The organism is Micromonospora sp. NPDC047812, assembly GCF_040704175.1.
Lineage (GTDB): Bacteria > Actinomycetota > Actinomycetes > Mycobacteriales > Micromonosporaceae > Micromonospora.
Map to the genome: position 1 here is coordinate 1,146,478 of NZ_JBEYRY010000002.1, position 26,854 is coordinate 1,173,331.

The following is a 26,854-nucleotide window of genomic DNA, read 5'->3' on the forward strand; positions in this document are numbered from 1 at the left end:
GCGCGGCCGGCCCGCCCGCCCCCGGCCCTGCCGGCGACCGCGCGGCAGTCGGGATGGGCGGAGGTCCGTCGGTGGCCGCCGGAGGCGGCGTACCCGCTCCCCGGGCTCCGCAGACCGGTCCCGCCCGGGTCGACCTCGACATGCCCTTCAGCCTCGACCAGCCGGCCGTACCCGTCCCGGTGACCTCCCCGCGCCCCTTGACCACCGCCCTGACCGGCGCCGGTCAGGGCGAGCCGGCCCAGGGGCCCGCCGGGCGGCAGGACAGCGCCTCGCCGGCCGCCGCTGCCGACGCCTCCCCGGGCGACCGGCCGTCGCCCCACGACACGGCGCCCGGCCCCGGCGGATCCACCGGGGCCGACGGCCCGCACCGGACCGGCGACGTGCCGACGGGCGGCAGGCCGACGACGGGCGGGGACGAGACCGGGGACCCGGCGAACGGCGGCCCGACGAGCGGGAGTACCGGCCCGACGGATGGCGGTTCGGGCGGGGCGACGAATGGCGGTGCCGGCGAACCGTCGGGTGGCAGTGCCGGCGAACTGACGAATGCCAGCGCCGGCGGCCCGACGAATGGCCGTGCCAGCGACCCCGCGAACGGGGGTGCCGGCGGATCCGCGAACGGGGGTGCCGGCGGATCCGCGAACGGGGGTGCCGGCGGATCCGCGAACGGGGGTGCCGGCGGCGTGGCGACGAGCGGCGCTCCGGTCAACGGCGGCGGGGCGCGGATGCCGGCTGAGTCGCCGTGGGCGCAGCCGCCGCAGCGACCCACCACGGCGGCCGCCGAGCCCGGACCGGGGTCCGGCGCGACCGGTCCCGCGCCCACGCACCAGGGCGCCGCGCTCCGACCGGCCCTCCACCACCACCAGCAACCGGCCCAGCCGGGCCCGGTCGACCAGGGCGTCCCCCCGCAGGGTCCGGCCGACCAGCGCCCGCTCCGGCAGGGCCCGCCCCAGGCGGGTGCGCCCCACGTCCCGTTCCCGCACGATTCGGAGGGGCAGGGCGTGCCGTTCGGGTCCGCGCCGGGCCCCGGGCCCGAGCCGGCGACGTCACAGCAGGACTTCGGAGTCGACCCGACGGTGCCGGGGCAGGGCCTCGGACCCGACCCGGCTGCGTCACAGCAGGGCCTCGGGGTCGACCCGACGGTGCCGCAGCAGGGCCTCGGACCCGACCCGGCGTCACAGCAGGGCGTCGGGTCCGACCCGGCGGCGACGCAGCAGTCCGCGCCGCCCGGGCCCTACCCGCCGCAGCAGTCCGGGCCGTACCCGCAACAGGCCGGGCCGCCGGGGCCGTACCCGCCGCAGCAGGGCGGCCCGACGCCGCCCGGTCCGTACCCGCCCGGGTGGCATCCGCCGCCCTGGCAGCAGGCCGCCCCGGGGGGCCACGCCCCGGCTCCGCAGCAGGCGTACCAGCCGGCGGAGGGGGTCACGGCGGTGCCGCCGGCACAGCCCGACCCGAACTGGCACCCGGCGATCACCGACCCCCCGACGGCCGAGGACTTCGCCCGTCGCCGGCAGGTCCGGCCCGCCGACCCGGTGGCCACGATGGGCGTACGGGCGGTGGCCAACCGGATGGGGCTGCGGCTGCCGCCGGGGCGGCACGAGCAGGAGCTGCGGCGGGACATCGAGACGGTACGCCGCAACTTCGGCGGGCTGCGCCAGGTGACCGTGGTGAACCCGAAGGGCGGCGCCGGCAAGACGGTGGCCATCCTGCTGCTGGCGATGACGTTCGGCCAGAAGCGCGGCGGCTACGTGCTGGCCTGGGACAACAACGAGACCCAGGGCACCCTCGGGATGCGCGCCCAGCAGGACTTCCACTCCCGTACGGTGCGGGACATGCTGCGGGACCTGGGCCAGTTCCAGGGGGCGCACGGGCGGGTGGGCGACCTGTCGCAGTACGTCCGCTCGCAGGGTGAGGGGATGTTCGACGTCCTCGCCTCGGACGAGTCGGCCACGGGTGGCGAGATGCTCACCGCCGCCGCGTTCGCCGAGATCCGCGAGGTGGTCAGCCGGTTCTACAAGCTGATCTTCGTGGACACGGGCAACAACGTCCGGGCCCAGAACTGGCAGGCCGCGATGGACGCCACCGACCAGTTGGTGGTCACCATGTCGGCCCGCAACGACTCGGCGGAGACGGCCGCCCGGATGCTGGACCACCTGGAGCAGAGCGGCCGGCAGCGGCTGGTCCGGCAGGCGGTCACCGTGGTCTCCATGCCGCCGTCCCGCAAGGAGATCGACCTGCCGGCGATCCAGGAGCACTTCGCGGCCCGCACCCGGGCGGTGCTGCTCGCGCCGTACGAGCGCCTCATCGACACCGGCGAGCCGATCCGGTACGGGGGGCTCTCCGCGGCCACCCGGGACGCCTGGCTGAAGATCGCCGCCGCCGTCGCGGAGGGGTTGTAGGGCTCCGCCGGTCCGCCCGGGTGACGCCGCCCGGCGTCCCGGCCGCGTCGCCAGGTGGACGACGTGCCGGGAGCGCCGGGCACCGGACGAGCCGACGGCCGGGGCGGGACTGAGCCGCGCCGGCCGTCGGCCCCGACGTCAGTTGCTCGCCAGCGCGTCCGCGGCGGCCGGGTCGCAGTCGCGGAGGAACTGGGCGCAGCGGGCCGCCTCGTCCGACTCGCCGATCTCGTCGGCGGCCCGGGACAGCACGTAGAGGCAGCGCAGGAAGCCCTGGTTCGGCTCGTGCGACCACGGCACCGGACCGAATCCCTTCCAGCCGCTGCGGCGCAGCTGGTCCAGGCCCCGGTGGTAGCCGGTGCGCGCGTAGGCGTACGCCGGGATGACCTGGCCGGCGGCGAGAGCCCGCGCGGCCAGCGCACCCCAGCCGGCGCTGTAGGTCGGGAAGCGCGCCGCCACCTCGGCGTGCGCCTCGTCGCTGCCGGCCTGCTCGGCGTCGGCCAGGGCGGCGTCGGCCTCGTCGTGCGCGGGGAGAAGGGTGGCCGGTGGTTCCGGCAACAGGTTCTGCATCGCCCCATTCAACCCGCTTCGCCCCGGGGCGCGCGAGGGGGTTGGGCGAGCCGACTGGCTGAACGGCTGAGGAGTTGGTCACGCCTGCGGCCCATGCCCCGGGCCGGTGCTTTCGACTACAACTATTGGTCCGGAGCCTCCCCAGGACCCGGTACCGCGGAAGCCCGGTGGTCACGGCCGCCGGGCTTCCGTCGGTCCAGCGCAGGCCGGGGCGACGCGCAGGCCGGGGTCCGACGCGGACCGGCATCCGGCGCGGATCCGGTGACGCGCAGGTCGGGCGGCCTTCAGCGGCGGGGTCGCCGGTACGCGGGGGTTCCCCAGGTTTGGCCGGTTGACCCGGCGGGGCAGGATGGCCAGGGTGCCGACCCCACCTCCCGCGGACGTCATCGAGCCGCACACCTGCACCGACGAGATCGAGACCCGCGCCGAGTTCGACCGGCGGCTGACCACCGGCAGCCTCGTCGGGCTGACCGTGCAGGGGCTGCGGCTCGACCTCGACCCCGTCCCCGACCTCACCGCCGTCGAGGTGACCGGCACCCTCTTCGTGGGGTGCCGCTTCGCCTCCCGGGAGGTCGGCGCCGATCTGGTCCGGCGCGGCGCCAACGTGGTGCCGCCGTTCTCCGGGCTGCCCTACCCGACGCAGCCGTCCCACCTCTACACCCCGGAGGAACTGGCCGCCGGCTTCGCCGAGGGCGGGTTCGCCGGGATGTACGACACCCGGGTCTACGAGCATTTCCGGGCGCACGGCGGGGCGTTGCCGGACGTCCGGGAGGCGCTCGGTCAGCGGCTGCACGACCACGGCGTGGACAACGCGCTGGCCGACGCCACCCGCGCCTGGCTGGCCACCCACGGGCCGCAGTCGGTGGTCGGCATCATGGGCGGGCACGCGGTGCCGCGCGGCAGTGCGCCGTACCGGATGGCGGCGGTGCTGGGCTGGGAGCTGGCCCGGGCCGACCGGCTGGTGGTGACCGGCGGCGGCCCCGGGGTGATGGAGGCCGCCAACCTCGGCGCCTACCTCGCGCTGCGGCCGATCGAGGATCTGGACGCCGCGATCGACCTGCTCGCCGGGGCGCCGGACTTCACCGACCACGACCGCTACACGTCGGCGGCGCTGCGGGTCCGGGAGCGCTACGGCCAGCCGGTGGTGCCGCCCCGGCCCCGGGCCGCCGACCCCGGCAGCGTGTCCCGCGCCGACTCGGCCGCGCTGTCCGCCGGCGACGTGACCTGGGCGCGCGCGGGCGGGCTGGCCATCCCGACCTGGCTGTACGGGCACGAGCCGGCGAACCTCTTCGCCGGCCGGATCGCCAAGTACTTCTCCAACGCCATCCGCGAGGACACCATCCTGCGGCTGGCCCGGGGTGGGATCGTCTTCGCCCCGGGGCGGGCGGGCACGGTGCAGGAGGTGTTCCAGGCAGCCACCAAGACCTACTACTGCACCGACGGGGCCAGCGGCGCGTACGTCTTCCTGGACCGCGCCTACTGGACGCACGAGCTTCCGGTGGAGTCGCTGCTGCGGCCGCTGCTGGCCGCCTCGCCCTTCGGCGACCTGTCGGCCACCGTGCACCTCACCGACGACGTCCACGAGGCCGTCCGGGTGCTCACCGCGGCGCCCTGACGGCTGCGGACACGGCGACGGCCGGCCCCCGGGTGGGGAGCCGGCCGTCGGCGGTTCGCGTCAGCGGGTCACTTGGCCAGCGTGGTGCCGGTCGAGCGCAGGTGCTCGCAGGCCTCCGCCACGCGGGCGGCCATGCCGGCCTCGGCGGCCTTGCCCCAGACCCGCGGGTCGTACAGCTTCTTGCTGCCGACCTCGCCGTCCACCTTGAGTACGCCGTCGTAGTTGCGGAACATGTGGTCCGCGACCGGCCGGGTGAAGGTGTACTGGGTGTCGGTGTCGATGTTCATCTTCACCACGCCGTAGTCCAGCGCCTCGCGGATCTCCGACAGCAGCGAGCCGGACCCGCCGTGGAAGACCAGGCTGAGCGGCTTCTCCTTGCCGTACTTGGCGCCGACCGCCTCCTGGATCTGGTTGAGGATCTCGGGGCGGAGCTTGACGTTGCCCGGCTTGTAGACGCCGTGCACGTTGCCGAAGGTCAGCGCCGCCATGTAGCGGCCCTTCTCGCCCAGGCCGAGCGCCTCCACCATGGCCAGGCCGTCCTCGACGGTGGTGTAGAGCTTGTCGTTGATGGCGTTCTCGACGCCGTCCTCCTCGCCGCCGACCACGCCGACCTCGATCTCGAGGACGATCTTGGCCTCGGCGGCCCGGTCGAGCAGCTCGGCCGCGATCTCCAGGTTCTCCGCCACGGGCACGGCCGAGCCGTCCCACATGTGCGACTGGAACAGCGGCTCCTGGCCGGCGGCCACCCGCTCCTTGGAGATCTGCATGAGCGGCCGGACGAACTTGTCCAGCTTCTCCTGCGGGCAGTGGTCGGTGTGCAGGGCGATGTTGACCGGGTACTTCTTGGCGACCTCGTGCGCGTACGCGGCGAACGCCACCGCGCCGGTGACCATGTCCTTCACCGAGGGGCCGGAGAGGTACTCCGCGCCACCGGTCGAGACCTGGATGATGCCGTCGCTCTCCGCGTCGGCGAAGCCCTTCAGCGCCGCGTTCAGGGTCTGCGAGGACGTCACGTTGATCGCGGGGTACGCGTACCGGCCGGCCTTGGCGCGGTCCAGCATCTCCGCGTAGGTCTCGGGGGAAGCGATGGGCATGTCGAACGCTCCTTACTTACCGCTCTCGGCCGTCACCGGCCGCTGTTGTCCCTGGGTGCGCCGGACCGCGCTGTCCACCGTCGGCAGTATCCCGTAGAGAGCCGGCGCCGGCACAACCGACCCGGTACGCGCCCGGTTCCTGGCACCGCCTCACCGCCCCTCCCACCTGTCGGGCACGACGACGCTGATCAACCAGGTCGTCACGGCCATCACGATGGCACCCCAGAACGCGGCCCAGAAACCGTCCACGTGGAACGGCAGGTCCAGCGCCCGGGCGATCCGGTCGGTCAGCAGGAACAGCAGGGCGTTGACCACCAGCGCGAACAGGCCGAGGGTGAGCAGGTAGAAGACGCAGCCGAACACCTTGATCAGCGGCTTGAGCACCGCGTTCACCACGCCGAAGATGAGGGCCACGACGACGAGCGTGACAGCGGTGGTGGTGCCGGAGCGGCCGCTCACCTCCACCCCGGGCACGATCAGCGTGGTGATCCACAGCGCGACGGCGGTGATCGCCAACCGGATCAGGAAGCCCACCGCCCCATCCTGGCACCGGGGGCGGCGGCCGGTGGGGCGATTCGGTCGACTCGGCTTCCGAGCGGTGGGCGGGCGCAGCCCGTACGGTGTGTGGGGAACTGTCCGCTGAGATCCCGGGAGAGACTGATATGGGTCAGCCCGAAGAGGACTTCGCACCCAGCGACCACCTCAGCCCCGAGGAACGTGACATGGAGGCGGAGCCGGCCGACGCGGTCGAGCAGGCCGCCGCGATCGACCCCGGCGACGCCGACACCGAGCCGCGCCGCGGCCTGGAGGTCGACGACTGGGACGCGATGGAGCAGGCGCGGGTGGTCGGTGCCGACGAGGAGGACTACCGCTGAGCCGCACGCGGGCCGGCCGCCACCGGACGATGCCGGTGGCGGCCGGCCCACGCGTCAGCGGGTGCGGTTGACCTGATCCGGATGCTGCGCCACCCACCGCGCCAACCGGTCCTCCCGCAGCGCGGCCAGGAACGCGGGGGCTTCCTTCGGGTCCGGTGACAGCCCCCGGCCGGGGCCCTCCGGCGGCCCGACCGGGAGACTGAGCCCGACCGGATCGACGGACCCCAGACCCGGAAGCACCTTAAGCAGATCCACCAGTGGCAGGTCCTGCGCCTGGTGCGGGTCGCCGGTCAGCATGACCGCGTACCGCAGCAGCGCGGCCAGCCGCGAGTCGGCGAACTCCTCGTACGTCACTGCACCTCCCGGACTCCTGCTCCTGATGACGGAGGCGGGCAGCCGGAACGTTGCGGGAGGAACCCCCACCGTAAACACCCGGAAAACGGGACGACGCAAGATCGACGAGGCTGAGACCATGGGCGCGTGCTGCTCACCCTGACCACCACGCACCGGCCGGCCACCGACCTCGGGCACCTGCTGGTCAAGCACCCCGACCGTGCGCACTCCTTCGACGTGCCGGTCGGCACCGCGCACGTGTTCTACCCGGAGGCGGGCGAGCAGCGTTGCACCGCCGCCCTGCTGCTCGACGTCGACCCGCTGCGGCTGGCCGGCGTGCGGGGCAAGGGTCGCGGCCGGCAGCAGGCCCCGGCCCCCGACAGCTTCACCCTCGGGCGGTACGTCAACGACCGGCCCTACGCGGCGTCCAGCCTGCTCTCCTCCGCGCTGTCCAAGGTGTACCGCTCGGCCCTGCGCGGCGAGTCCCGCGAGCGTCCCGAGCTGGCCCGTACGCCGATCCCGCTTCAGGTGCGGGTGCCGGTGCTGCGCTGCCGGGGCGGCGCGGACGTGGCGGTCCGGATGTTCGGCCCGCTCGGCTGGGCGGTGACCGCCGCCCCGATCCCGCTCGACGAGCGGCACCCGGAGTGGGGCGACAGCCGGTACGTCGACCTGACGCTGACCGGCACGCTGCGCGTCGCCGACGCGCTCAACCACCTCTACGTCCTGCTGCCGGTGCTGGACGACGCCAAGCACTACTGGGTCGCCCCGGACGAGGTCGACAAGCTGCTGCGGGCCGGCGAGGGCTGGCTGGCCGACCACCCGGAGCGCGACATGATCACCCGCCGCTACCTGGCGCACCGGCGGGCGCTGGCCGGGCTGGCCCTGGCCCGCCTGGCCGAGCGACACCCGGCCGCCGACGGTACGACCGCCGACGAGGCGACCGCGGACGGCACGACCACGGACGGGGCGACCGGGGACGGCGGGCAGGCCACGGCCCGCCGGGCGTCACTGGCCGCGCGCCGGCGGGAGGCGGTGCTCGGCGCGCTGGCCGGGGCGGGTGCGAGCCGGGTGCTGGATCTCGGCTGCGGCGGCGGTGCCCTGCTCGCCGCGCTGGTCGGCGACCGCCGGTTCACCGAGATCGTCGGCACCGACGTGTCCACGCACGCGCTGACCCTGGCCGCCCGGCGGCTGCGGTTGGACCGGCTGCCCGAGCGGCAGCGGGACCGGATCCGGCTCTGGCAGTCCGCGCTGACCTACCGGGACGACCGGCTGCGCGGGTACGACGCGGCGGTGCTGATGGAGGTCGTCGAGCACGTCGACCCGCCCCGGCTGCCGGCGCTGGAGGACGCCGTGCTCGGGCACGCCCGGCCGGCCACCGTCGTGGTGACCACCCCGAACGCCGAGTACAACGTCCGCTACGAGGGGCTGCCCGCCGGGCGGTTCCGGCACGCCGACCACCGTTTCGAGTGGACCCGCGCGGAGTTCGCCGCCTGGGTCGACCGGGTGTCCACCACGTACGGCTACACCGCCGCGATCAGCGGGGTCGGCGACGACGATCCCGAGGTAGGCGCCCCCACCCAGCTCGTCGTGCTGACCCGGAAGGAGAACCCGTGACCACCCTCGACATCCCCGAGCTGGCCCTGGTCGCACTCGTCGGCGTCTCCGGCTCCGGCAAGTCCACCTTCGCCCGCCGGCACTTCGCGCCCAGCCAGGTGCTCTCCTCCGACACGTTCCGGGCGATGGTCGCCGACGACGAGAACGACCAGTCCGCGTCCGCCGACGCCTTCGAGGCGCTGCACCACGTCGCCGCCACGCGGCTGCGCCGGGGCCGGCTCACGGTGGTCGACGCGACCAATCTCCAGCCGCACGCCCGGGCCGCCCTGGTGCGGGTGGCCCGCGAGCACGACGTGCTGCCGGTGGCCGTCGTGCTGGACGTGCCCGAGGCGCTGGCCTGGGAACGCACCGAGGGCCGCGCCGACCGCACCTTCGGCCGGCAGGTGCTCGCCCGGATGCAGCGCGACCTGCGCCGGTCGTACAAGCTGCTGGCCCGGGAGGGCTTCCGCAAGGTGCACGTGCTGCGGGGCGTCGAGGAGATCGACGCCGCCGAGATCCGCTACGAGAAGCTCTTCAACGACCGGCGGGAGCTGACCGGGCCGTTCGACATCGTCGGCGACGTGCACGGCTGCCGCGCCGAGTTGGAGGCGCTGCTCGTCCGGCTCGGCTGGGAGCTGCGCCGCGACGAGCGGGGCCGGCCGGTGGACGCGACGCACCCGTCGGGGCGTACCGCCGTCTTCGTCGGTGACCTGGTGGACCGCGGCCCGGACTCCCCCGGCGTGCTCCGCCTGGTGATGGGCATGGTCGCCGCCGGACACGCGATCTGCGTGCCCGGCAACCACGAGCAGAAGCTGCTGCGCCGGCTGCGCGGCCGCGAGGTGCGGCTCACCCACGGGCTGGCCGAGACGATGGAGCAGCTGGCGGCGGAGCCGGACGCCTTCGTGGCCGAGGTGGCGGGCTTCATCGACGGCCTGGTCAGCCACTTCGTGCTCGACGGCGGCCGGCTGGTGGTCGCGCACGCCGGGCTGAAGGAGGCCTACCAGGGCCGCGCCTCGGGCCGGGTGCGCTCGTTCGCGCTCTACGGCGAGACCACCGGCGAGACCGACGAGTACGGAATGCCGGTGCGCTACCCGTGGGCGCGGGAGTACCGGGGCTCGGCGATGGTGGTCTACGGGCACACGCCGGCCGCCGTGCCGGAGTGGGTGAACAACACCATCTGCGTCGACACCGGCTGCGTCTTCGGCGGCCGGCTCACCGCGCTGCGCTACCCGGAGAAGGAGCTGGTCTCGGTGCCGGCGGAGCGGGAGTGGTACGCCCCGGTGCGCCCGCTGACCGCCGCCCCGGCCCGGCCCGACCAGGTGCTGGAGCTGACCGACGTGACCGGCCGGCGGCACGTCGAGCACGCGTACGGGTCGCTGACGGTGCCGGCCGAGAACGCGGCCGCCGCGCTGGAGGTGATGAGCCGCTTCGCGGTCGACCCGCGCTGGCTGGCCTGGCTCCCGCCGACGATGGCGCCCTGCTCGACGGCCACGGCGGGCGGCTTCCTGGAGCACCCGGCGCAGGCGTTCGCCGACTACCGCGCGGCGGGCGTGGACCGGGTGGTCTGCGAGGAGAAACACATGGGCTCGCGGGCGGTGGTGCTGGTCTGCCGGGAGCCCGACGGCGGGCCCTTCGGCCCGGGCGGCGGGGTGGTGCACACCCGCACCGGCCGGCCGTTCTTCGGCACGCCGCTCGACACGGAACTGCTCGACCGGGTGCGCGCGGCGGTCGGCGGGGCGGGGCTCTGGGACGAGCTGGGGACGGACTGGCTGCTGCTCGACTGCGAGCTGCTGCCCTGGTCGGCGAAGGCGGGCGGCCTGATCCGCGAGCAGTACGCCGGCGTCGGCGCCGCCGGCCGGGCCGCCCTCCCGGCGGCGCTGGCCGTGCTGGAGGCGGCGGCCGGTCGGGGCCTGCCCGTCGACGGGCTGCGCGACCGGATGGCCCGCCGCCGCGACGAGATCCTGGCCTACTCGGACGCCTACCGGGCGTACGTGGGGCCGACCGACGGGCTGCGCGGGGTGACCCTGGCCCCGTTCGCGGTGCTGGCCGGCGCCAAGGCCAGCTACGCCGACCGGGACCACGGCTGGCACCTGGGAATGGCCGACCGGCTCTGCGCCGCCGACCCGGAGTTCTTCACGCCGACCCGCCGTCAGGTCGTCGACCTGGCCGACCCGGCCGCCGAGGCGGCGGCCACCGAGTGGTGGCTGGCGCTGACGGCGGCCGGGGGCGAGGGCATGGTGGTGAAGCCGTACGCCGGCCCGGCCGCCCGCAGCGAGCGGGGTTCGCTGCTCCAGCCGGGCATCAAGTGCCGGGGGCGGGAGTACCTGCGGATCATCTACGGTCCGGGGTACGACGAGCCGGAGCAGCTCGCCGCGCTGCGCCGCCGGTCCCTGGGGCGCAAGCGGGGGCTGGCGCTGCGCGAGCACGGGCTGGGCCTGGCGGCGCTGGACGCGCTGGTCGCCGGCGCCCCGCTGTGGCGCCGGCACGAGCTGGTCTTCGCCATCCTGGCCTGCGAGTCCGAGCCGGTCGACCCCCGGCTGTGACAGCGGGCACCGGGTGCCGGCAGTCGACGGCGACCAGCGCCCGGCCGGCGGCGGGCGGCAGCGGGAGACCGTCGCCGGCGGGCGGCGGGACGCTGTCGGCCGGCGACGGTCGCGGGTATGGTCGCCGGCCATGACCACGTACGAGGCGTTCTACGAGCCGGCCGGCGGTGGCCGGTTCGGGTCCACCCCGGCGACCGCCGGCCCGTGGGATCCGGCCGCCCAGCACGCCGGCCCGCCGTCGGCCCTGCTCGCCCGCGCGCTCGCCGGGCACGACCCGGTCGACGGTCAACTCCTCACCCGCGTGTCGGTGGACATCCTGCGCCCGGTGCCGGTGGCGGAGCTGACGGTGCGCGTCCGTACGGTCCGGGCCGGCCGGCGGATCACGCTGGTGGAGGGGATCGCGGAGGCCGGCGGGCAGGAGGTGCTGCACGCCCGGGGCTGGCGCATCCTGGCCCCGGCCGCACCGACGCCCGCGACGGCCGACGACGGGCCGCCGGTGCCGGGGCCGGACGCGGGCGCCGAGCCGGAGCACTGGGCCGCCGCGCACTCCGCCGGCTACCTGTCCGCCATGCAGTGGCGATTCGTCTCCGGCGCGTTCGCCGAGCCGGGCCCGGCCCGGGTGTGGGTACGGCCCCGGATCCCGCTGCTGCCCGGCGAGCCCGTCCGTCCGGCGGAACTGGCGCTGCTGGTGGCGGACTCGGGCAGCGGGGTGAGCGCCCGGCTGGACCTGGCCCGCTGGCTGTTCGTGAACGTCGACCTGACGGTGACCCTGCACCGGCCACCGCGCGGCGAGTGGCTCCTGCTCGACTCGGACACCACGATCGGACCGCACGGGTCCGGCGTCGCGGCGAGCCGGCTGGCCGATGCCGAGGGCACCGTGGGGGGCGCGGTGCAGACGCTCGTCGTGGCGCCCCGCTGAGGCGGCGCGGCAGCTCGCGCGGTGTGACGTCGAGCACCGGCGCGGCGGGCAGCCACCTAGACTACGGACGATCCGTCACCGACCGGCATACATCGGAGGTCGCCTCGTGCCGACGCCCACCACCACCCTGGCCTTGGGGCCGAGCTGGCTCGATCCAGAGGTGTTGATCTCGACGTTCGGGCTGATCGGCATCCTGGTGATCGTCTTCGCCGAGTCCGGCCTGCTGATCGGGTTCTTCCTGCCGGGCGACTCGCTGCTGTTCACGGCGGGGCTGCTCACCGCGGACGGGAAGTACATCACCTACCCGCTGTGGTTGGTCTGCCTGCTCATCACCATCGCGGCGATCGCCGGCGACCAGGTCGGGTACGCGTTCGGCCGCAAGGTCGGCCCGGCGCTGTTCCGCCGGCCGAACTCGAGGTTGTTCAAGCAGGAGAACGTACTCAAGGCGCACGAGTTCTTCGAGAAGTACGGCGCGCGCTCCATCGTGCTGGCCCGCTTCGTGCCGATCGTGCGGACGTTCACGCCGATCGTCGCCGGGGTCAGCCGGATGAACTACCGCACGTTCGTGATCTACAACGTGATCGGCGGCGTGCTCTGGGGCACGGGCGTGACCGTGCTCGGCTACTTCCTGGGCCAGGTCCCGTTCGTCAAGGCGAACATCGAAATGATCCTGATCGGCATCGTGCTGATCTCGGTGATTCCGATCGCCATCGAGTTGCTCCGGGCGTGGATGGCCGCCAGGCGTGGCACCACCCCGCAGGAGCGGGCCGCCGCCGAGGAGGCGATCCGGGAGACCCGCGAGCACTACGGCAAGCACTGACCGACCGGCCGTCCGGCGCCGTCCCCGGTGGGGGATGGCACCGGACGATCGGTGAAGGTCAGCGCGCCTTCTTGGTGGCGCGCTTGCGCGGCGGGGTCAGCAGATCGGCGATCGTGGCGATCGCCGTCGGCACCAGCCGGTAGTACGCCCAGACACCGCGCTTCTCCCGCTCCAGCAAGCCGGCCTCGGTGAGGATACGCAGGTGGTGACTGACCGTCGGCTGCGAGAGGCCGAGGGGCGCGGTCAGGTCGCACACGCACGCCTCGCCCTCGGGTGCCGACTGGATCAGGCTGAGCAGCCGAAGTCGAGCGGGGTCGGCGAGGGCCTTGAGGACCCCCGCGAGACGCTCGGCATCGGCACGTTCGATCGGCTCGCCGGCAAGCGGCGAGATCTGAGGCATAGTCATTTCGGCCAACGCAGTTCCCACGTATTCCATCCTTCCACCAGCAGCATCGATCCGCCTGCATATCGGCGGATCCGAATCGGCAGACTTTTACGCCACAAGGCCGAGGTCAGCCAACGTATAGGCCGCTCGATACGGCAATCCGGCGGCTCGCACCGCGTCGCCGGCGCCTCGATCAACAATAACCGCCACACCCACGATCTCAGCCCCGACCTCGCGAAGGGCCTCGATCGCCGTCAAAACACTTCCCCCGGTGGTGGAGGTGTCCTCCACCGCCAGCACCCGCCGGCCGGCCACGTCCGGCCCTTCGATCCGGCGCTGTAGCCCGTGCGTCTTACCCGCCTTGCGGACCACGAACGCGTCCACCGGACGATCGGTTCCGGACGCGACGTGCACCATCGACAGCGCCACCGGGTCGGCGCCCAGGGTCAGCCCGCCCACCGCGTCGTACTCCCAGTCGGCCGTCAGGTCACGCATCACGCGCCCCACCAACGGAGCGGCCTGGTGATGGAGCGTGACGCGACGTAGATCGACGTACCAGTCGGCCTCGCGGCCTGAGGAGAGCACCACCCGGCCGTGGACCACCGCCAGGTCAGTGATGAATTTACGCAGGTCGTCGTGGTCCCCCATGCCGATAGAGGGTACTGCTCAAGTCTGGGAGTCGTGTGCGGGGTCCACCGGGATCAGCCCTGGGGACGACGGGCGGGTGGCGGTGGCCGGCTACGCTGAGCGACCGTTCAGCCGGACATATCGGACGATCGACGAAGATCGACGGGGCGAGCCGGCCCCGGTCCGTCGGTCAGCCGCCGTCGCGGCCGATCCGGCCCCGGGTGTCCCGGGACACAGCCTCCAGCAGCCGCCGGGGCGCGTGCCGCAGTCCCGCCACGGCGAGCTTGTACTTCCACGCGGGAACGCTGACCAGCTTGCCTTTCCGCAGGTCACGCAGGGCCTCGTCGACCACGTCGTCGGCCCGCAGCCACATCCACTCCGGCGTCTTCGACATGTTGATGCCGGCGCGCTCGTGGAACTCCGTACGCGTGTAGCCGGGGCAGAGCGCCATCACGCGTACGCCGAAGGGCCGGGCGGACTGGCCGACGGACTCGCTGAAGTTGGTGACCCACGCCTTGCTGGCGGAGTATGTCGACCCCGGCATGACCGCGCCGAACCCCGCCACGGAAGAGACATTTATCACTGCCCCACGGCGTCGCTCGGTCATCGGACGTAGGGCCGCGAGGGTCAGCCGCATCACCGCGTGCACGTTGAGCCGCAGCAGCCGCGCCTCGTCCTCGGCGGAGGACCGCAGGAACGGTGTGTTCAGGCTGATCCCGGCGTTGTTGACCAGCAGCTCGACCGGCGACCCCTCCGCCAGCCGCCCCTCGACCGTCGCGCAGCCGTCGTCGGTGGACAGATCGGCCGGGATCGTCTCGACCCCCCGGTCGTGCCGCCCGGCCAGCTCGGCGGCCGTCGCGGCCAGCCGGGTCGCGTCCCGGGCCACCAGCACCAGGTGCCAGCCGTCGGCGGCCAGCCGGCGGGCGAAGGCGGCACCGATGCCGGCGGTCGCTCCGGTGATCAGGGCCCGCCGCTCGCTGGCCGGCTGGTCGAGCGTCACGGGCGGTCCTACCTCGGCGGGTACGGGGACGCGGGCGGCGCCCCGGGCGGCTGGACGGGTGGCGGCGCGGGCGACGCCGGAGGGTGGTGCGGGGCGGACGGCGCGGGCCGCCGGCGGAACCAGGCGCTCGCCGCCGGCAGTGCCAGCAGCACGGCTACCACAAGGTAACCGAGCACCTGGCCGACGGAAAGCCCCGCGCCGAGCGGAATCCACCAGGACGGGTAGGCGTCGGCGAGCAGGCCGAGGAGTTCCGCCGTCGCCCGGTCGTCCGCCCCCGACCCCAGCGGGATGGCACGCTGGCCGACCAGCAACGCGAGCCCGCAGCACCCGGCGATCAGCCCCAGTCCGGAGACCACCCAGGTCGCGGTGCGGGCGCCGTCCCGGCCGGCCCGCAGGCCGAGGGCGAGACCGGCGAGGAGCAGCCCCGCGAGCAGGCTCACCACCGTCGTCAGCACGGTGGACGCGCCCAGCAGGGTGACCGTCCGGTCGATCTGGTCCGGGCCCGCCGACGTGCCCCCGGCGGCGGCGCGGAACCGGTCGACGGTGCCACCGCGCGTCGCCACACCGGCGACGGCGTACGCGAGGGCGGCGACCGCCATCAGCGCCAGCAGCGCCACGGCCGCCGTGACCACGGCCGGGCGGCGGGCCGGTGCCCGATCGGGGTGCGACACGACGAGTCCCTCCGGTAGGCGTCGGGTTGCAACCTACTCGGAGGGACCGTCGGCGTCGCTGTTATCGACCGGTCAACTCACCGGCGGCGGGGTCGGGCCGGGACGGTCCGAACCGGGCTGGTCGCCACCCGGGTTCGACCCCGGCTGGCCCCCGCCGTACGGCGCGGACGGCGGCTGGTCGCCCGGGGCCGGCGGGTAACCCGGCTGGTCGGACGACTGCGGCTGGCCCGGCGTCGGCGGGTAGCCCGGCGTGGGCGGGTAGCCGGGCTGGCCGGACTGCGGGTAGCCGGGCTGGCCACCGGACTGCGGGTAGGCCGCGCCCGGAACCGGCGGCTCCCAGCCCTGCTTCGGCTTGCGGAAGAACTCGTTGGCCTTCGGCAGCGCCAGCAGGATCAGCGCGGCGAGCAGCGCGAGCAGCCCGATCACGCTGAGCAGCGTGGTGACCGGGGTGAACCAGCCGGGCAGCGCCTCGTCGAGGCGGCGCTGGATCTCCTCCGGGCTCGGCCCGTCGCCGGTCGTCTGACCGGTGCCCATGCCGCCGCCCACTCCGCTGACCAGGCCGCCGCCCGTGCAGCAGACCATGATGCCGCCGAGCACCCAGGTGGTGATCCGCGACCCGTTGCTGCCCCGGTTGTTGAACACCCCGAGCACGGCCAGCACGACCGCGAGCAGGAGCACGAAGACCGCGCCACCGATGGTGATCATCGTGGTGATGTCGGCCAGGTTCTGCGTGCCGTTGGCGTCGGTGCCCCGGTACGCGTCGTCGAGCACCTGCGAGATGGTGCCGACGGTGGAGAGCGTGATGATGAGGCCGATCAGCTGGGTGAGTGCGAACAGCCACAGCAGATACGTGGATATGGTCACCACACCCGGCCGGGTGCGGGCCGGCGTGTTGTGGGAATCGACCATGATTCTCCTTCCCTAGATCGCGGTCACACCGTATCCAGGTCGGGCCACTCCGGCACGTCAGACGGGCGTTGACCCGCCGGGACGGCGGCGATCGCGGGTCGCCGGGCGCCTCAGTAGCCGCGCCACTCCGCGCGGGCGTACTCCAGTACGCGGGGCTGGAGCAGGGTGGAGGCCGGCACGTCCACCCGGCGGCGGTCGGCCGGGAAGTTGCCGGCGGCGGTCAGGGTCGCCGCGTCGAGGAAGCGCAGCCCGGGCACGTCCGACGGCAGGGCCAGGGCGGGCGCGGTCGGGCCCGGGGCGGCCAGCAGGAAACCCCAGTCGCCGAAGGACGGCACGTCCACGTGGTACGGCGTGGTGGCGAAGCCCGCCTCGCGCAGCGACGCCTCGATCGACCAGTACGACCGGGGCGCGAAGTACGGCGAGCCGGACTGCACCACCAGCCGGCCGCCCTCGGCGAGCACCGTCCGCACCAGCGCGTAGAACTCGACGGTGTAGAGCTTGGCGGTGGCCGTCTCGTCCGGGTCGGGCAGGTCGGCCACGACCGCGTCGAAGCGGTCGGTGGCGGTACGCAGCCAGGCGAACGCGTCGGCGTGCACCACCCGGACCCGGGGATCGTCGAGTGCCCCGCCGTTGAGCCGGCGCAGCTGCGGCTCGCTGCGGGCCAGCGCCACCACCGCCGGGTCCAGGTCCACCACCGTGATCCGCCGGACGTCCGGGTAGCGCAGCAGCTCGCGTACGGCGAGGCCGTCCCCGGCGCCCAGCACCAGCACCTCGCCACGCGGGCCGTTGAGCACCGGATGCACCAGCGCCTCGTGGTAGCGGTACTCGTCGACCGAGCTGAACTGGAGGTCGCCGTTGAGGAAGAGCCGCAGGTCGGTGCCGGCGCGACCGGTCTCGGCCACCGAGCGGGTGAGCACGATCTCCTGGTACCGGCTGCGCTCGGCGTGCACCACCGGATCCCGGTAGAGCTGCTGGCGGGCGGTCAGCTCGAAGTCGTGCGCGGTCACCCACGCGTACCCGAGGCTGACGAAGACCACGACGCTGCCGGCGCCGAGCGCGACGCGGGCCCGGCGGCTCAGCTCCCGCCGGAAGACCGTGCAGACCAGCGCGAGCCCGGCGACGGCGTTCACCGCGCCGACCACCAGCGCCCCCTTGAGCTGGCCGAAGACCGGCAGCAGCAGGAACGGGAAGGCCAGCCCGCCGAGTAGCGCGCCGACGTAGTCGGCGGCGAACAGGTCCGCCACCGCGCTGCCGGCGGCCTGCTCCCGGATGCGTTGCAGCAGCACCATCAGCAGCGGGATCTCCGCGCCGATCAGCAGCCCGAGCACGAAGGCGGTGCCGATCAGCGCCGGGCCGTAGAGGTCCAGCCACGCGAAGGCCGCGTAGAGGCCGAGCACGGAGAGGCCACCGAGCAGGGCCAGGGCCAGCTCGATCGCGGCGAACGCGGCGGCGGCCCGGGGCTGCAACGGCTTGGCGGCGAGCGCGCCGACGCCCATCGCGAACACCATCACGCCGAGCACGATCGACGCCTGCCCGACCGTGTCCCCGATCAGGTAGCTGCCGAGGGCGACCAGGGCCAGCTCGTAGACCAGGCCGCAGGCGGCGCAGACGAAGACGGCGACGAGCACCGCCGCGCGGGACAGCCGCCACCGCGCGGGCGGTGCCGGCGCCTCGACGGTCACCGGCCCTCCGGCGTACGCCCGGCGGCCCGGACGTGCCTCGTCGGCCCCTGCCGTTCGGCCTCCTTGCGGCGCTGGTGGCCGCGCTGCCAGAAGCCGGCGGCGAACAGCAGCGCGGTGAACAGCAGCAGGCCGACCGCGGCGAGCAGGTAGCCCCAGCGGTCGCGCCAGAGGTCGCTACCGGCGTCCGGCAGCGGCGGCGCGTCGGCCGTCGCTGCCGCCGGGGTCGGCGCCGGCTCCACCACCCCCGCCTCGGCGGCGAGCAACGGCAGCGAGACGGCGGCGCGGGTGACGGCCCAGCCGGGCTCGTCGACGAAGGCGTCCTCGGTCAGCCCGAGCCGTTCCAGCCCGCTCTCCATCCGCAGGCGGGCGGTGGCGGAGACGTCGTCGGAGGCCTCCACCTTGACGAGGGCGAAGTCGTTACTCTCGCTGCTCTCCGACGTGTAGGCGACCCGGGCGACCACCTGCACCCAGCGCGGGCAGGCGGCGTTCTCCTCGACCGCCACCCCGTCGCCGAGGTTCGACCCGACGCTCAGGTCGGTGTACCTGTAGAAGTCCCGGAGCACCCAGCCGTAGCAGATGCCCTGGCTGGCGCTGGAGCGCTGGAGGATCGGCACGGTGTCGCCGCGCTCCTGCGAGGTCGGCGGCAGCACGTCGTCCCCGCCCCCGCCGCGGTTGGCCACGCCGATGCCCACGCAGCACAGGACCATCACACCCATGACCACCCAGACGATCCAGGTGCTCTTGGCCGCGTTCGCGCCCGCCGCCCCCTGCCCGCCGGGCTTCTTCGCCGTCGCCATCAACTGATCGCGGCGGCGATGATCGCGCCGGTGGCGAGGTGCACGACGGCGGAGACCCAGACCGCCGGGTGCGGCTGCTGGTCGACCAGGATCTCGCCGAGCTTGCCCGGCGTGGCGACGTCGAGCAGCACGAACGCCGCCGCCATGATCACCAGGCCGAGGATCCCGTACGCGGACGCGCCGACGATGCCGAGCACGAAGTCGTCGTCGCTGGCGGCGATCGCGGCGACCACGATGACGCCGACGCCGGCCAGGTTGGAGGCGAGCAGCAGCGCCGCGTTGCGGTTGCGCTCGGTCCAGATCAGCTGGTTGAGCCGGCCGGGGGTGGCGAGGTCCACCAGGACGTAGCCGATGCCCATCAGCAGGACACCGACCGCCCCGTAGGCGAGGGTGACCAGCAGATCGGTGACGAGGGTCTGCACAGGAGGCTCCAGGGTGAGGGGGGTCGGTGCGTCACTTGCCGCTGCCGGGGCCGCCGCCCCGGACGGTGCTGCCACGGCCCCAGCCCCAGTGGGAGCCGACCGTGGAGTGGTAGCGGGGATAGGCGGTGCTCATGCGCTCCAGCAGGATCACCGAGCCGGCGGCGATCGGCAGGATCACCACCGAGTCGTCGTCGTAGCGCAGGTAGACGCCGCTGCCGTCGACGTACTGGTCGGCGGGCTGCCACGCGTCGGTGACCTCCTTCGCCACCTGACTGGGCGAGCGGGGCGAGGTGTAGGCGACGGCGTTGCGGCCGATGTCGTGGCTCGCCGCCCGCCTGTACTTGTCCTCCACGTAACCGCGCGGGGAGAAGCTGCCGTAGAAGATGGCGAAGGCGGCGACCAGGGCGCCGATGACGGCGAACGCCACCCCCACCACGAACCAGCGTCGGTACGTCATCGCAGTGCCACCACCGTCTCGGTCAGGACCAGCTCGTTGGTCTGGGGATACGCGTGCCAGGTGCGCCAGGCGAGGGTGCCGGCCGGCGGGTCGGGGCGGACCGCCAGCGCGGTCACCGCGTCGGTGTCGCCGGGGAACACCCCCACCAGCGCGTACGGGTCGTCGGCCAGGTCGGCGCGGAGGGCGGCGACCTGCTCGCTCAGCCCCTTGCCGGCGGGCCGCAGCACGGTGGCCGTGAAGTGGTAGCCACTCGCCTCGTCCCGCACCGCCGGCGGCAGCTCGGGCGGGCGGCCGGGCAGGCAGGCGACCGTCTCGGTCAGCGTGGCGCCGGGCGCGTGCAGGACCACCTGGTGCGAGGCGCCGAGCAGCCGCAGCCGCAGCCGGACCCCGCCGGGCAGGTCGAGGTCGAGCACGTGCAGCGCGGGCCGCTCGACGTCGTCGAGCGCCAGGCTGAGGTCGGCGGCGCTGGTGTCGACGTACGGGGCGTCGAGGGTGACGAGCATCAGCCCACCTCGGACTGCGGGTAGATCATCACGTCGCCGCGGTGCAGCAGCTCACCGAGCGCCACCTCCCAGCCCGCCTCGCCGTACGCCTCGAAGGAGAGCCGGGCGCCGCCGGGCGCCTGGTAGTCGTGGTACCGCATGGTGCCGGTCGGGTCGAGCCCGGTGTTGCCGACGGCGGTGAAGCGCGCCTGGCCGGACTCGTTCCAGTTGTAGCGGCGGCCGGCGAAGTCGATCGTCGGCGCGCCCGGGGTGACGGTGGCACCCTGCTCGGCCCCCCAGAGCACGAGTTCCAGCTCCGGGTCCTCCTCGACGGAGAGCCAGCGCCGCACGCCGGCGGCGTCGTCGAGCAGGTGCTCGGCCCAGCTCCAGCCGCCCTCGACCAGGCGGATCGAGCCGCGCACCGCGTACGACACGCCCCGGATCTCGACGATGTCACCGGGCTTGAGCCGGCGTGGGTCGCCGCGCAGCGCGTCGGCGTCCCGGTCCCGCAGCGGGTCGCCCGGCCCCTTGGCCCGTTGCTGCGGGCGGGAACGTGTCCGGTTCCAGGCCACCACGGCCACCACCAGGCCGCCCACCCCGACCAGACAGCCCATCGCCGCCAGCACGAATGCGATCGTCCCGCTCATCCCGACCACCTCCCCAGGTACGTCGGCGAGGACGGTAACAACCCCGCGCACCTGGGGAAACATGCTGTCGCCTGAGTGAGGGAACGGTCACCCCGCGTATCTCCGCCGGGACCGCCCCGAGGCTGTTCGCGAGGGCCGGGGGTCAGCCTCGGGAGAGGTGCGCGGCGGCGTACTCGCGCAGGGTGGTGCGGCCCATGACGCAGCCCGTGAAGGTGCCGAACTCGGCCGGGTCGCCGCCCAGCGCCGTCCAGGCGGCCCGCCCGGCTGCCAGGTCCACGCCTTCGATCAGCGTGGCGGCGTAGACGCGGCCCGCCGGGGTGGCCTCGGCGAGCAGCCGGTCGAGTTCCCCGCGTACGCCCTCGGGGTCCTCGGCGAGCGCCGCCTCCACCCGCCGGTACGCCTCGGTCACCGGCAGCACCGTCGCGGCGATCCCCACCCCGCCGAACGCCACCGTGTCGGCCTGCCGCAACTCGTCGAGCGCCGCCTCGATCTCCCGGTCCCGTTTCTTCCCGATCCCGAACATGCCCTGTTCCTTCCCCCGCCGCGCCCCGCCCACCCTGACGATCAAGAGGTTTGCGTCGTCGACGGAGCGCTGCCTGGACGCAAACCTCTTGATCGTCAGGGTGGGCCCCGGTCGGCGGCGCCGGCCGGGGCGAGGGGGACGGGTCAGGCCGTTGCGACCGTCAGGGCGTCCCTGGTGTCCGCCAGGTCGACCTCGACCGTGTCGCCGTCGCGGATCTGCCCCGACAGGAGCGCCTTCGCGAGCTGGTCGCCGATCGCCGTCTGGACCAGGCGGCGCAGCGGGCGGGCGCCGTAGATCGGGTCGTAGCCGTGCTCGGCGAGCCAGACCCGGGCCGGCTCGGTGATCTTCAGGCCGAGGCGGCGGTCGGCGAGACGCTTGCGCATCCGGTCGAGCTGGATGTCGACGATCGCCCGCAGGTCGTCCCCGAGCAGCGCGGCGAAGACCACGATGTCGTCTAGGCGGTTGAGGAACTCCGGCTTGAAGTGCGAGCGGACCACCGCCAGGACGCCCTCCCGGCGCTGCTCCTCGGCCAGCGTCAGGTCGCCGATCACCGACGAACCCAGGTTGGAGGTGAGGATCAGGATCGCGTTGCGGAAGTCCACCGTGCGGCCCTGCCCGTCGGTGAGCCGGCCGTCGTCGAGCACCTGGAGCAGGATGTCGAAGACGTCCGGGTGGGCCTTCTCGACCTCGTCGAGCAGGATCACCGAGTACGGCCGGCGGCGCACCGCCTCGGTGAGCTGGCCGCCCTCCTCGTAGCCGACGTACCCGGGCGGGGCACCGACCAGCCGGGCGACGGAGTGCTTCTCGCCGTACTCGCTCATGTCGATGCGGACCATGGCCCGCTCGTCGTCGAAGAGGAACTCGGCGAGCGCCTTGGCCAGCTCGGTCTTGCCGACGCCGGTCGGGCCGAGGAAGAGGAAGCTGCCGGTGGGGCGGTCGGGGTCGGCGACGCCGGCCCGGGCGCGGCGGACCGCGTCGGAGACCGAGCCGACCGCCTCGGCCTGACCGACCACGCGGGCGCCGAGCGACTCCTCCATCCGCAGCAGCTTGGCGGTCTCGCCCTCCAGCAGCCGGCCGGCGGGGATGCCGGTCCAGGAGGCGACCACGGCGGCGATGTCGTCGGCGCCGACCTCCTCCTTGAGCATCGCGCCCTCGGCCTGGAGCCGGGCCAGCTCCTCCTCGGCCTGCTTCAGCTCGGCCTTGAGGGCGGGGATCCGGCCGTAGCGCAGCTCGGCGGCCCGCTCCAGCTCGCCGTCGCGCTCGGCCCGCTCGGCCTCGCCGCCGAGCCGCTCCAGCTCCTCCTTGGCCGTGGAGAGCTTGGTGATGTGGCTCTTCTCCAGCTGCCAGCGCTCCGACAGGACGGTGAGCTGCTCGCGCTTGTCGGCCAGCTCCTTGCGCAGTCGCTCCAGCCGCTCGGCGGAGGCGGCGTCCGGCTCCTTGGCCAGCGCCATCTCCTCGATCTCCAGCCGGCGCACCGCCCGCTCGATCTCGTCCACCTCGACGGGCCGGGAGTCGATCTCCATCCGGAGCCGGGACGCGGACTCGTCGACCAGGTCGATCGCCTTGTCCGGCAGGAACCGGTCGGTGATGTAGCGGTCCGACAGGGAGGCGGCGGCGACCAGTGCGGCGTCGGTGATCCGTACGCCGTGGTGCACCTCGTAGCGCTCCTTCAGGCCGCGCAGGATGCCGATGGTGTCCTCGATGGTCGGCTCGCCGACCAGCACCGGCTGGAAGCGGCGCTCCAGGGCCGGGTCCTTCTCGATGTGCTCGCGGTACTCGTCCAGCGTGGTGGCGCCGACCATCCGCAGCTCGCCGCGGGCCAGCATCGGCTTGAGCATGTTGCCGGCGTCCATCGAGCCCTCGCCCTTGCCGGCGCCGACGACGGTGTGCAGCTCGTCGAGGAAGGTGATGACCTGACCGTCGGAGTTCTTGATCTCCTCCAGGACGGACTTGAGCCGCTCCTCGAACTGGCCCCGGTAGGAGGCGCCGGCCACCATCGCGCCGAGGTCGAGCGAGACGAGCTTCTTGTTCCGCAGCGACTCGGGTACGTCGCCCGCGACGATCCGCTGGGCCAGGCCCTCCACGATGGCGGTCTTGCCGACACCCGGCTCACCGATGAGCACCGGATTGTTCTTGGTCCGCCGCGACAGCACCTGGATCACCCGGCGGATCTCCGAGTCCCGGCCGATGACCGGGTCGATCTTGCCGTCGCGGGCGCTGGCGGTCAGGTCCACGCCGTACTTGGCCAGGGCCTGGTAGGTCTGCTCGGGGTCGGCGCTGGTGACCCGCCGGTCCCCGCCGCGCACCGACGGGAAGGCGGCGACGAGGGTCTCCTCGGTGACACCGGCCGATTTCAGCGCGTTCGACACCGCGCCGCCCACCCGGGCCAGGCCGGCGAGCAGGTGCTCGGTGGAGGTGTACTCGTCGCCGAGCGGCCGGGCGATCTGCTCGGCGGCCCCGATGGCGTTGACGAACTCCCGGGCCAGGGTCGGCTCGGCGATGCTGGAACCCCGGGCGGCGGGCAGGTTGTCGACCGAGCGCTGGGCGACCCGGCGCAGCTCGCCGGGATCGGCTCCGACGGCGCGCAGCAGGCCGGCGGCGGTCGAACCGTCGGTGTCCAACAGTGACAGCAGCAGGTGCCAGGGCTCCACGGTGGCGTGGCCACGCTGGTTCGCCAGCGCGACGGCACCGGTGATGGCCTCGCGGCTCTTGGTGGTGAGACGTTCCGTGTTCATGGGCTCCCCCGGATCGGCGTGTCCACTGGAAAGGACACAACCAGAGTTGAGCCTATTCCGCTCAACCCTGACCACGTGAGCTGGCTCACACCTTCCCGCGCCTCCAGGCCGGACTCCCCGGCCTCGGCGCCCGATCTCTGCCGGGCCGAGCCGTCCACGTCGGTGGCGGAGGAGCACTGACGGATCACTCAGCGACAGGCGATGTCCTGGCAGGATCCGCAGGTGACGGCGGGGAGTAGCCTGGCCGCGTGCGCGTACGTGTCGAACAGACCGCCCTGCCTGGCATCGGGGTCCGTCACGATCTGCTGACGGAATCCGGCCGCCGCCTCGGCGTCGTCTCCCACCGCAATGGCCGCCGTGACCTCGTCCTGTACGACCCGGACGATCCCGACTCATGTCAGCACGACATACCGCTGACCGACGACGAGGCGGAGGCGCTCGCCGACATCCTCGGCGCGTCCCTGATGCTGGGCCAGCTCTCCGGGCTGCGCGACCAGGCCGCCGGGCTGCTCACCGAGCAGATCGCCATTCCGGCCGGGTCGAAGTACGTCAACCGGAGGCTCGGCGACACGCAGGCACGTTCCCGCACGAGCGCCTCGATCGTCGCGGTGCTGCGCCACGGCGAGGTGATCGCCTCGCCGGACCCGTCCTTCCGCTTCGCCGCCGGTGACGTGGTGGTCGTCGTCGGGACCCGCAGGGGCCTCGACGGAGTGACAGCCATCCTCGCCGACAGTGACCCGGACGGCTGAGGCGCGGATGCACGAGACCACAACCCTGCTCGTCGAAGTCGGCGCGCTGCTGTTCCTGCTCGGCCTGCTCGGTCGGCTGAGCCGCCGGATCGGCCTCTCGCCCATCCCCCTCTACCTGCTCGCCGGGCTCGCCTTCGGCCACGGCGGCCTGCTCCCCCTCGGCGCCAGCGAGGAGTTCTTCGCGGTCGGCGCCGAGATCGGCGTGATCCTGCTGCTGGTGATGCTCGGCCTGGAATACTCGGCCAACGAGCTCGTCGGCAACCTGCGCGCCGCGGCCCCCGCCGGGCTCATCGACGGGCTGCTCAACGCGCTGCCGGGCGCGGCGTTCGCGCTGCTGCTCGGCTGGGACTGGGTCGCCGCACTGGTGCTGGCCGGCATCACCTGGGTCTCCTCCTCCGGCGTCATCGCCAAGGTGCTCGGCGACCTGGGTCGCCTCGGTAACCGGGAGACGCCGGTGATCCTCTCGGTCCTGGTGATCGAGGACCTCGCCATGGCGTTGTACCTGCCGCTGCTGACGGCCGTGCTCGCCGGCACGGGCCTGCTCGGCGGCGGGATCGCGCTCGGCATCGCGGTCGGCACCGTGCTCCTGGTGCTGGTGGTCGCCATCCGCTACGGCAACCTGATCTCCACCGCGATGTCGGCGAAGGACCCGGAGGCGCTGCTGCTCGGCGTACTCGGGATGACCCTGCTGGTGGCCGGCATCGCGGCGAAGCTCCAGGTGTCGGCGGCGGTCGGGGCGTTCCTGGTCGGCATCGCCCTCTCCGGGCCGGTGGCGCACCACGCCACGGAGCTGCTCACGCCGCTACGGGACCTCTTCGCGGCGGTCTTCTTCGTCTTCTTCGGCCTGGTCACCGACCCCCGGGACATCCCGCCGGTGCTGCTGCCCGCGCTCGCGCTGGCCATCGTCACCATGGCGACGAAGACCCTCACCGGCTACCTGGCCGCCCGCCGGGTCGGCATCGCCGAGCCCGGTCGATGGCGCGCCGGCCTGGCCCTCGTGCCACGGGGTGAGTTCTCCATCGTCATCGCGGGCCTCGCGGTGGCAGCCGGCAGCGTCGAGCCGAAACTGGCGGCGCTCGCGACGGCGTACGTGCTGATCACCGTGGTGACCGGGCCGATGCTGGCACGGCTGCCCGACTTCGCGTGGTTCAAGCGCTGGCTGCGGCAGCGCGGTGCCGCGCAGCGGGCCCAGCCGGCACCCGTGGCGGAATGACCGACGTCGGCCGGGGGCCGGATCGACCGTACGGTCGGGTCGGCCCTCGGCCAACGGATGTCGAATTGCTCCTCACGGGGTCTACCGCCGACCAGCGCTCCGGGTTACCGTTTCGCCCCAGCAGCCAGAGCTCGGGGGTGGCCGACGCCCTCGCGGGCTCAGAGCGGAAGGTTGGCCGGTGAACGTGCAGGAGTCGACGTTCCACGGCTTCGCCAACCCCGTCGACCCGACCCCCGCCGAGTTGCGGGCGTGGGCCTACCAGCCCGACTCCGTACCGCTGACCTCGATGCCGCCGGACTGGGACCTGCTGGTCTCCGGCGACCGGCTGGTGGCGGTGCTCTTCGGCCTGGCGATGGACCCGGCCTGCCCCGCGCGCCGGTTCGCGCTGCACTGCCTCTACATCTACGCCGCCGACGGCATCCGGACGAACTTCCGCGCCCACCCGAAGCGGCGCTTCCGCAAGCTCGTGGAGCAGGCCGAGCGCGACGGCGACGACCTGATGCGCACCTGGGCGTACAACAGCCGGGCGCTGCTGGCCCGCCCGGAACTCTTCGTCTACCGGGACTGGTGCGAGGGCGGCCTGGTCCGGGAGAACCGCCGCATCGCCTGAGCACACGCAGGCACTTCCTGAACGCGAACGGGCGGGGCCCCGCACGGAACCACGAGCGTCCCGGCCCGCACCCGGACAACGAACGAGCCGAGGCCCCCGCACGGAACCACGAGCGTCCCGGCCCGCACCCGGACAACGAACGAGCCGGGGCCCCCGCACGGAACCACGAGCGTCCCGGCCCGCACCCGGA

At 73.8% G+C, this 26,854-nt stretch carries 26 protein-coding genes and 1 pseudogene; 10 read left to right on the forward strand and 17 right to left on the reverse strand.

What is annotated here, in order from left to right:
• Window positions 1-880: 880 nt before the first annotated feature.
• Window positions 881-2,396: pseudogene (locus AB0883_RS13150) on the forward strand (chromosome partitioning protein); the annotation flags it as partial.
• A gap of 138 nt (window positions 2,397-2,534) precedes the next feature.
• Here the strand turns inward: AB0883_RS13150 and AB0883_RS13155 are convergent.
• Window positions 2,535-2,963, reverse strand: coding sequence for a DUF3151 domain-containing protein (locus AB0883_RS13155; RefSeq protein ID WP_366641381.1), 429 nt, complete (start codon window positions 2,961-2,963; stop codon window positions 2,535-2,537).
• 349 nt (window positions 2,964-3,312) lie between these two features.
• Here AB0883_RS13155 and AB0883_RS13160 point away from each other — a divergent pair, with 349 nt between their 5' ends.
• The gene (locus AB0883_RS13160; RefSeq protein ID WP_366641382.1) at window positions 3,313-4,578 is read left to right on the forward strand and encodes a hypothetical protein; all 1,266 of its coding nucleotides are present in this window, start codon (window positions 3,313-3,315) and stop codon (window positions 4,576-4,578) included.
• Window positions 4,579-4,646: 68 nt separating this feature from the next.
• On the opposite strand, the gene fbaA is transcribed toward AB0883_RS13160, so the two are convergent.
• Both fbaA and AB0883_RS13170 read right to left on the reverse strand, forming a co-directional pair.
• Entirely contained in the window at window positions 4,647-5,672 is a 1,026-nt protein-coding gene (fbaA, locus tag AB0883_RS13165; protein ID WP_366641383.1) for a class II fructose-bisphosphate aldolase, read from the reverse strand.
• 150 nt (window positions 5,673-5,822) lie between these two features.
• Complete coding sequence (locus tag AB0883_RS13170) at window positions 5,823-6,206, reverse strand: phage holin family protein (RefSeq protein WP_366641384.1); 384 nt, start codon at window positions 6,204-6,206, stop codon at window positions 5,823-5,825.
• 128 nt (window positions 6,207-6,334) lie between these two features.
• On the opposite strand from AB0883_RS13170, the gene AB0883_RS13175 reads away from it, so the two are divergent.
• Window positions 6,335-6,547: a hypothetical protein gene (locus AB0883_RS13175; protein WP_121397261.1), complete on the forward strand. Its 213-nt coding sequence runs from the start codon at window positions 6,335-6,337 to the stop codon at window positions 6,545-6,547.
• A gap of 54 nt (window positions 6,548-6,601) precedes the next feature.
• On the opposite strand, the gene AB0883_RS13180 is transcribed toward AB0883_RS13175, so the two are convergent.
• The gene (locus AB0883_RS13180; RefSeq protein ID WP_366641385.1) at window positions 6,602-6,901 is read right to left on the reverse strand and encodes a hypothetical protein; all 300 of its coding nucleotides are present in this window, start codon (window positions 6,899-6,901) and stop codon (window positions 6,602-6,604) included.
• A gap of 126 nt (window positions 6,902-7,027) precedes the next feature.
• Here AB0883_RS13180 and AB0883_RS13185 point away from each other — a divergent pair, with 126 nt between their 5' ends.
• The 4 genes from AB0883_RS13185 to AB0883_RS13200 all read left to right on the forward strand — a co-directional run bounded on the left by AB0883_RS13185 (window position 7,028) and on the right by AB0883_RS13200 (window position 12,755).
• On the forward strand, window positions 7,028-8,494 hold the full coding sequence (locus AB0883_RS13185; protein ID WP_366641386.1) for a 3' terminal RNA ribose 2'-O-methyltransferase Hen1: 1,467 nt from the start codon (window positions 7,028-7,030) through the stop codon (window positions 8,492-8,494).
• Window positions 8,491-11,016, forward strand: a complete 2,526-nt coding sequence (locus AB0883_RS13190) for a polynucleotide kinase-phosphatase (protein WP_366641387.1) — start codon at window positions 8,491-8,493, stop codon at window positions 11,014-11,016. Before AB0883_RS13185 ends, AB0883_RS13190 begins: the two co-directional genes overlap by 4 nt.
• Window positions 11,017-11,146: 130 nt before the next feature.
• Window positions 11,147-11,935, forward strand: coding sequence for a thioesterase family protein (locus AB0883_RS13195; protein ID WP_366641388.1), 789 nt, complete (start codon window positions 11,147-11,149; stop codon window positions 11,933-11,935).
• Window positions 11,936-12,041: 106 nt separating this feature from the next.
• Window positions 12,042-12,755, forward strand: a complete 714-nt coding sequence (locus AB0883_RS13200; RefSeq protein WP_366641389.1) for a VTT domain-containing protein — start codon at window positions 12,042-12,044, stop codon at window positions 12,753-12,755.
• 58 nt (window positions 12,756-12,813) lie between these two features.
• Here AB0883_RS13200 and AB0883_RS13205 read toward each other — a convergent pair whose 3' ends face one another.
• From AB0883_RS13205 to clpB, 13 genes are all read right to left on the reverse strand, one after another.
• Window positions 12,814-13,191 (reverse strand): metalloregulator ArsR/SmtB family transcription factor, encoded by a 378-nt coding sequence (locus AB0883_RS13205; protein ID WP_007073957.1) that lies wholly within the window; start codon window positions 13,189-13,191, stop codon window positions 12,814-12,816.
• A gap of 57 nt (window positions 13,192-13,248) precedes the next feature.
• The gene (locus tag AB0883_RS13210) at window positions 13,249-13,788 is read right to left on the reverse strand and encodes an orotate phosphoribosyltransferase (RefSeq protein WP_366641390.1); all 540 of its coding nucleotides are present in this window, start codon (window positions 13,786-13,788) and stop codon (window positions 13,249-13,251) included.
• Window positions 13,789-13,957: 169 nt separating this feature from the next.
• Window positions 13,958-14,767 carry an SDR family oxidoreductase gene (locus tag AB0883_RS13215; protein ID WP_366641391.1) on the reverse strand — a complete coding sequence of 270 codons (810 nt, stop codon included), beginning with the start codon at window positions 14,765-14,767 and terminating at the stop codon, window positions 13,958-13,960.
• A gap of 8 nt (window positions 14,768-14,775) precedes the next feature.
• A complete protein-coding gene (locus AB0883_RS13220; protein ID WP_366641392.1) occupies window positions 14,776-15,438 on the reverse strand; it encodes a hypothetical protein in 663 nt (220 codons plus the stop codon).
• Window positions 15,439-15,510: 72 nt separating this feature from the next.
• On the reverse strand, window positions 15,511-16,347 hold the full coding sequence (locus AB0883_RS13225) for a hypothetical protein (protein ID WP_366641393.1): 837 nt from the start codon (window positions 16,345-16,347) through the stop codon (window positions 15,511-15,513).
• A gap of 110 nt (window positions 16,348-16,457) precedes the next feature.
• Window positions 16,458-18,029, reverse strand: coding sequence for a polyamine aminopropyltransferase (locus AB0883_RS13230; RefSeq protein ID WP_366641394.1), 1,572 nt, complete (start codon window positions 18,027-18,029; stop codon window positions 16,458-16,460).
• Window positions 18,026-18,745 (reverse strand): hypothetical protein, encoded by a 720-nt coding sequence (locus AB0883_RS13235; protein ID WP_366641395.1) that lies wholly within the window; start codon window positions 18,743-18,745, stop codon window positions 18,026-18,028. The genes AB0883_RS13230 and AB0883_RS13235 overlap by 4 nt, the downstream gene beginning before the upstream one ends.
• A gap of 80 nt (window positions 18,746-18,825) precedes the next feature.
• Window positions 18,826-19,248 carry a DUF350 domain-containing protein gene (locus AB0883_RS13240; RefSeq protein ID WP_121397274.1) on the reverse strand — a complete coding sequence of 141 codons (423 nt, stop codon included), beginning with the start codon at window positions 19,246-19,248 and terminating at the stop codon, window positions 18,826-18,828.
• A 31-nt stretch (window positions 19,249-19,279) separates the two neighbouring features.
• Window positions 19,280-19,705, reverse strand: a complete 426-nt coding sequence (locus tag AB0883_RS13245) for a DUF4247 domain-containing protein (RefSeq protein WP_101413563.1) — start codon at window positions 19,703-19,705, stop codon at window positions 19,280-19,282.
• Complete coding sequence (locus tag AB0883_RS13250; RefSeq protein WP_366641396.1) at window positions 19,702-20,208, reverse strand: DUF2617 family protein; 507 nt, start codon at window positions 20,206-20,208, stop codon at window positions 19,702-19,704. Before AB0883_RS13250 ends, AB0883_RS13245 begins: the two co-directional genes overlap by 4 nt.
• Window positions 20,208-20,834 carry a DUF4178 domain-containing protein gene (locus AB0883_RS13255; RefSeq protein WP_366641397.1) on the reverse strand — a complete coding sequence of 209 codons (627 nt, stop codon included), beginning with the start codon at window positions 20,832-20,834 and terminating at the stop codon, window positions 20,208-20,210. Before AB0883_RS13255 ends, AB0883_RS13250 begins: the two co-directional genes overlap by 1 nt.
• 142 nt (window positions 20,835-20,976) lie before the next feature.
• On the reverse strand, window positions 20,977-21,357 hold the full coding sequence (locus AB0883_RS13260) for a hypothetical protein (protein WP_366641398.1): 381 nt from the start codon (window positions 21,355-21,357) through the stop codon (window positions 20,977-20,979).
• A gap of 143 nt (window positions 21,358-21,500) precedes the next feature.
• On the reverse strand, window positions 21,501-24,092 hold the full coding sequence (gene clpB, locus AB0883_RS13265; protein ID WP_366641399.1) for an ATP-dependent chaperone ClpB: 2,592 nt from the start codon (window positions 24,090-24,092) through the stop codon (window positions 21,501-21,503).
• A 248-nt stretch (window positions 24,093-24,340) separates the two neighbouring features.
• Between clpB and AB0883_RS13270 the strand changes: the two genes are divergently transcribed.
• From AB0883_RS13270 to AB0883_RS13280, 3 genes are all read left to right on the forward strand, one after another.
• Window positions 24,341-24,841 carry a TrkA C-terminal domain-containing protein gene (locus AB0883_RS13270; RefSeq protein WP_366641400.1) on the forward strand — a complete coding sequence of 167 codons (501 nt, stop codon included), beginning with the start codon at window positions 24,341-24,343 and terminating at the stop codon, window positions 24,839-24,841.
• A gap of 7 nt (window positions 24,842-24,848) precedes the next feature.
• On the forward strand, window positions 24,849-26,054 hold the full coding sequence (locus AB0883_RS13275; protein ID WP_366641730.1) for a cation:proton antiporter: 1,206 nt from the start codon (window positions 24,849-24,851) through the stop codon (window positions 26,052-26,054).
• 178 nt (window positions 26,055-26,232) lie between these two features.
• The gene (locus AB0883_RS13280; RefSeq protein ID WP_366641401.1) at window positions 26,233-26,664 is read left to right on the forward strand and encodes a hypothetical protein; all 432 of its coding nucleotides are present in this window, start codon (window positions 26,233-26,235) and stop codon (window positions 26,662-26,664) included.
• The last annotated feature ends 190 nt before the right edge of the window (window positions 26,665-26,854 follow it).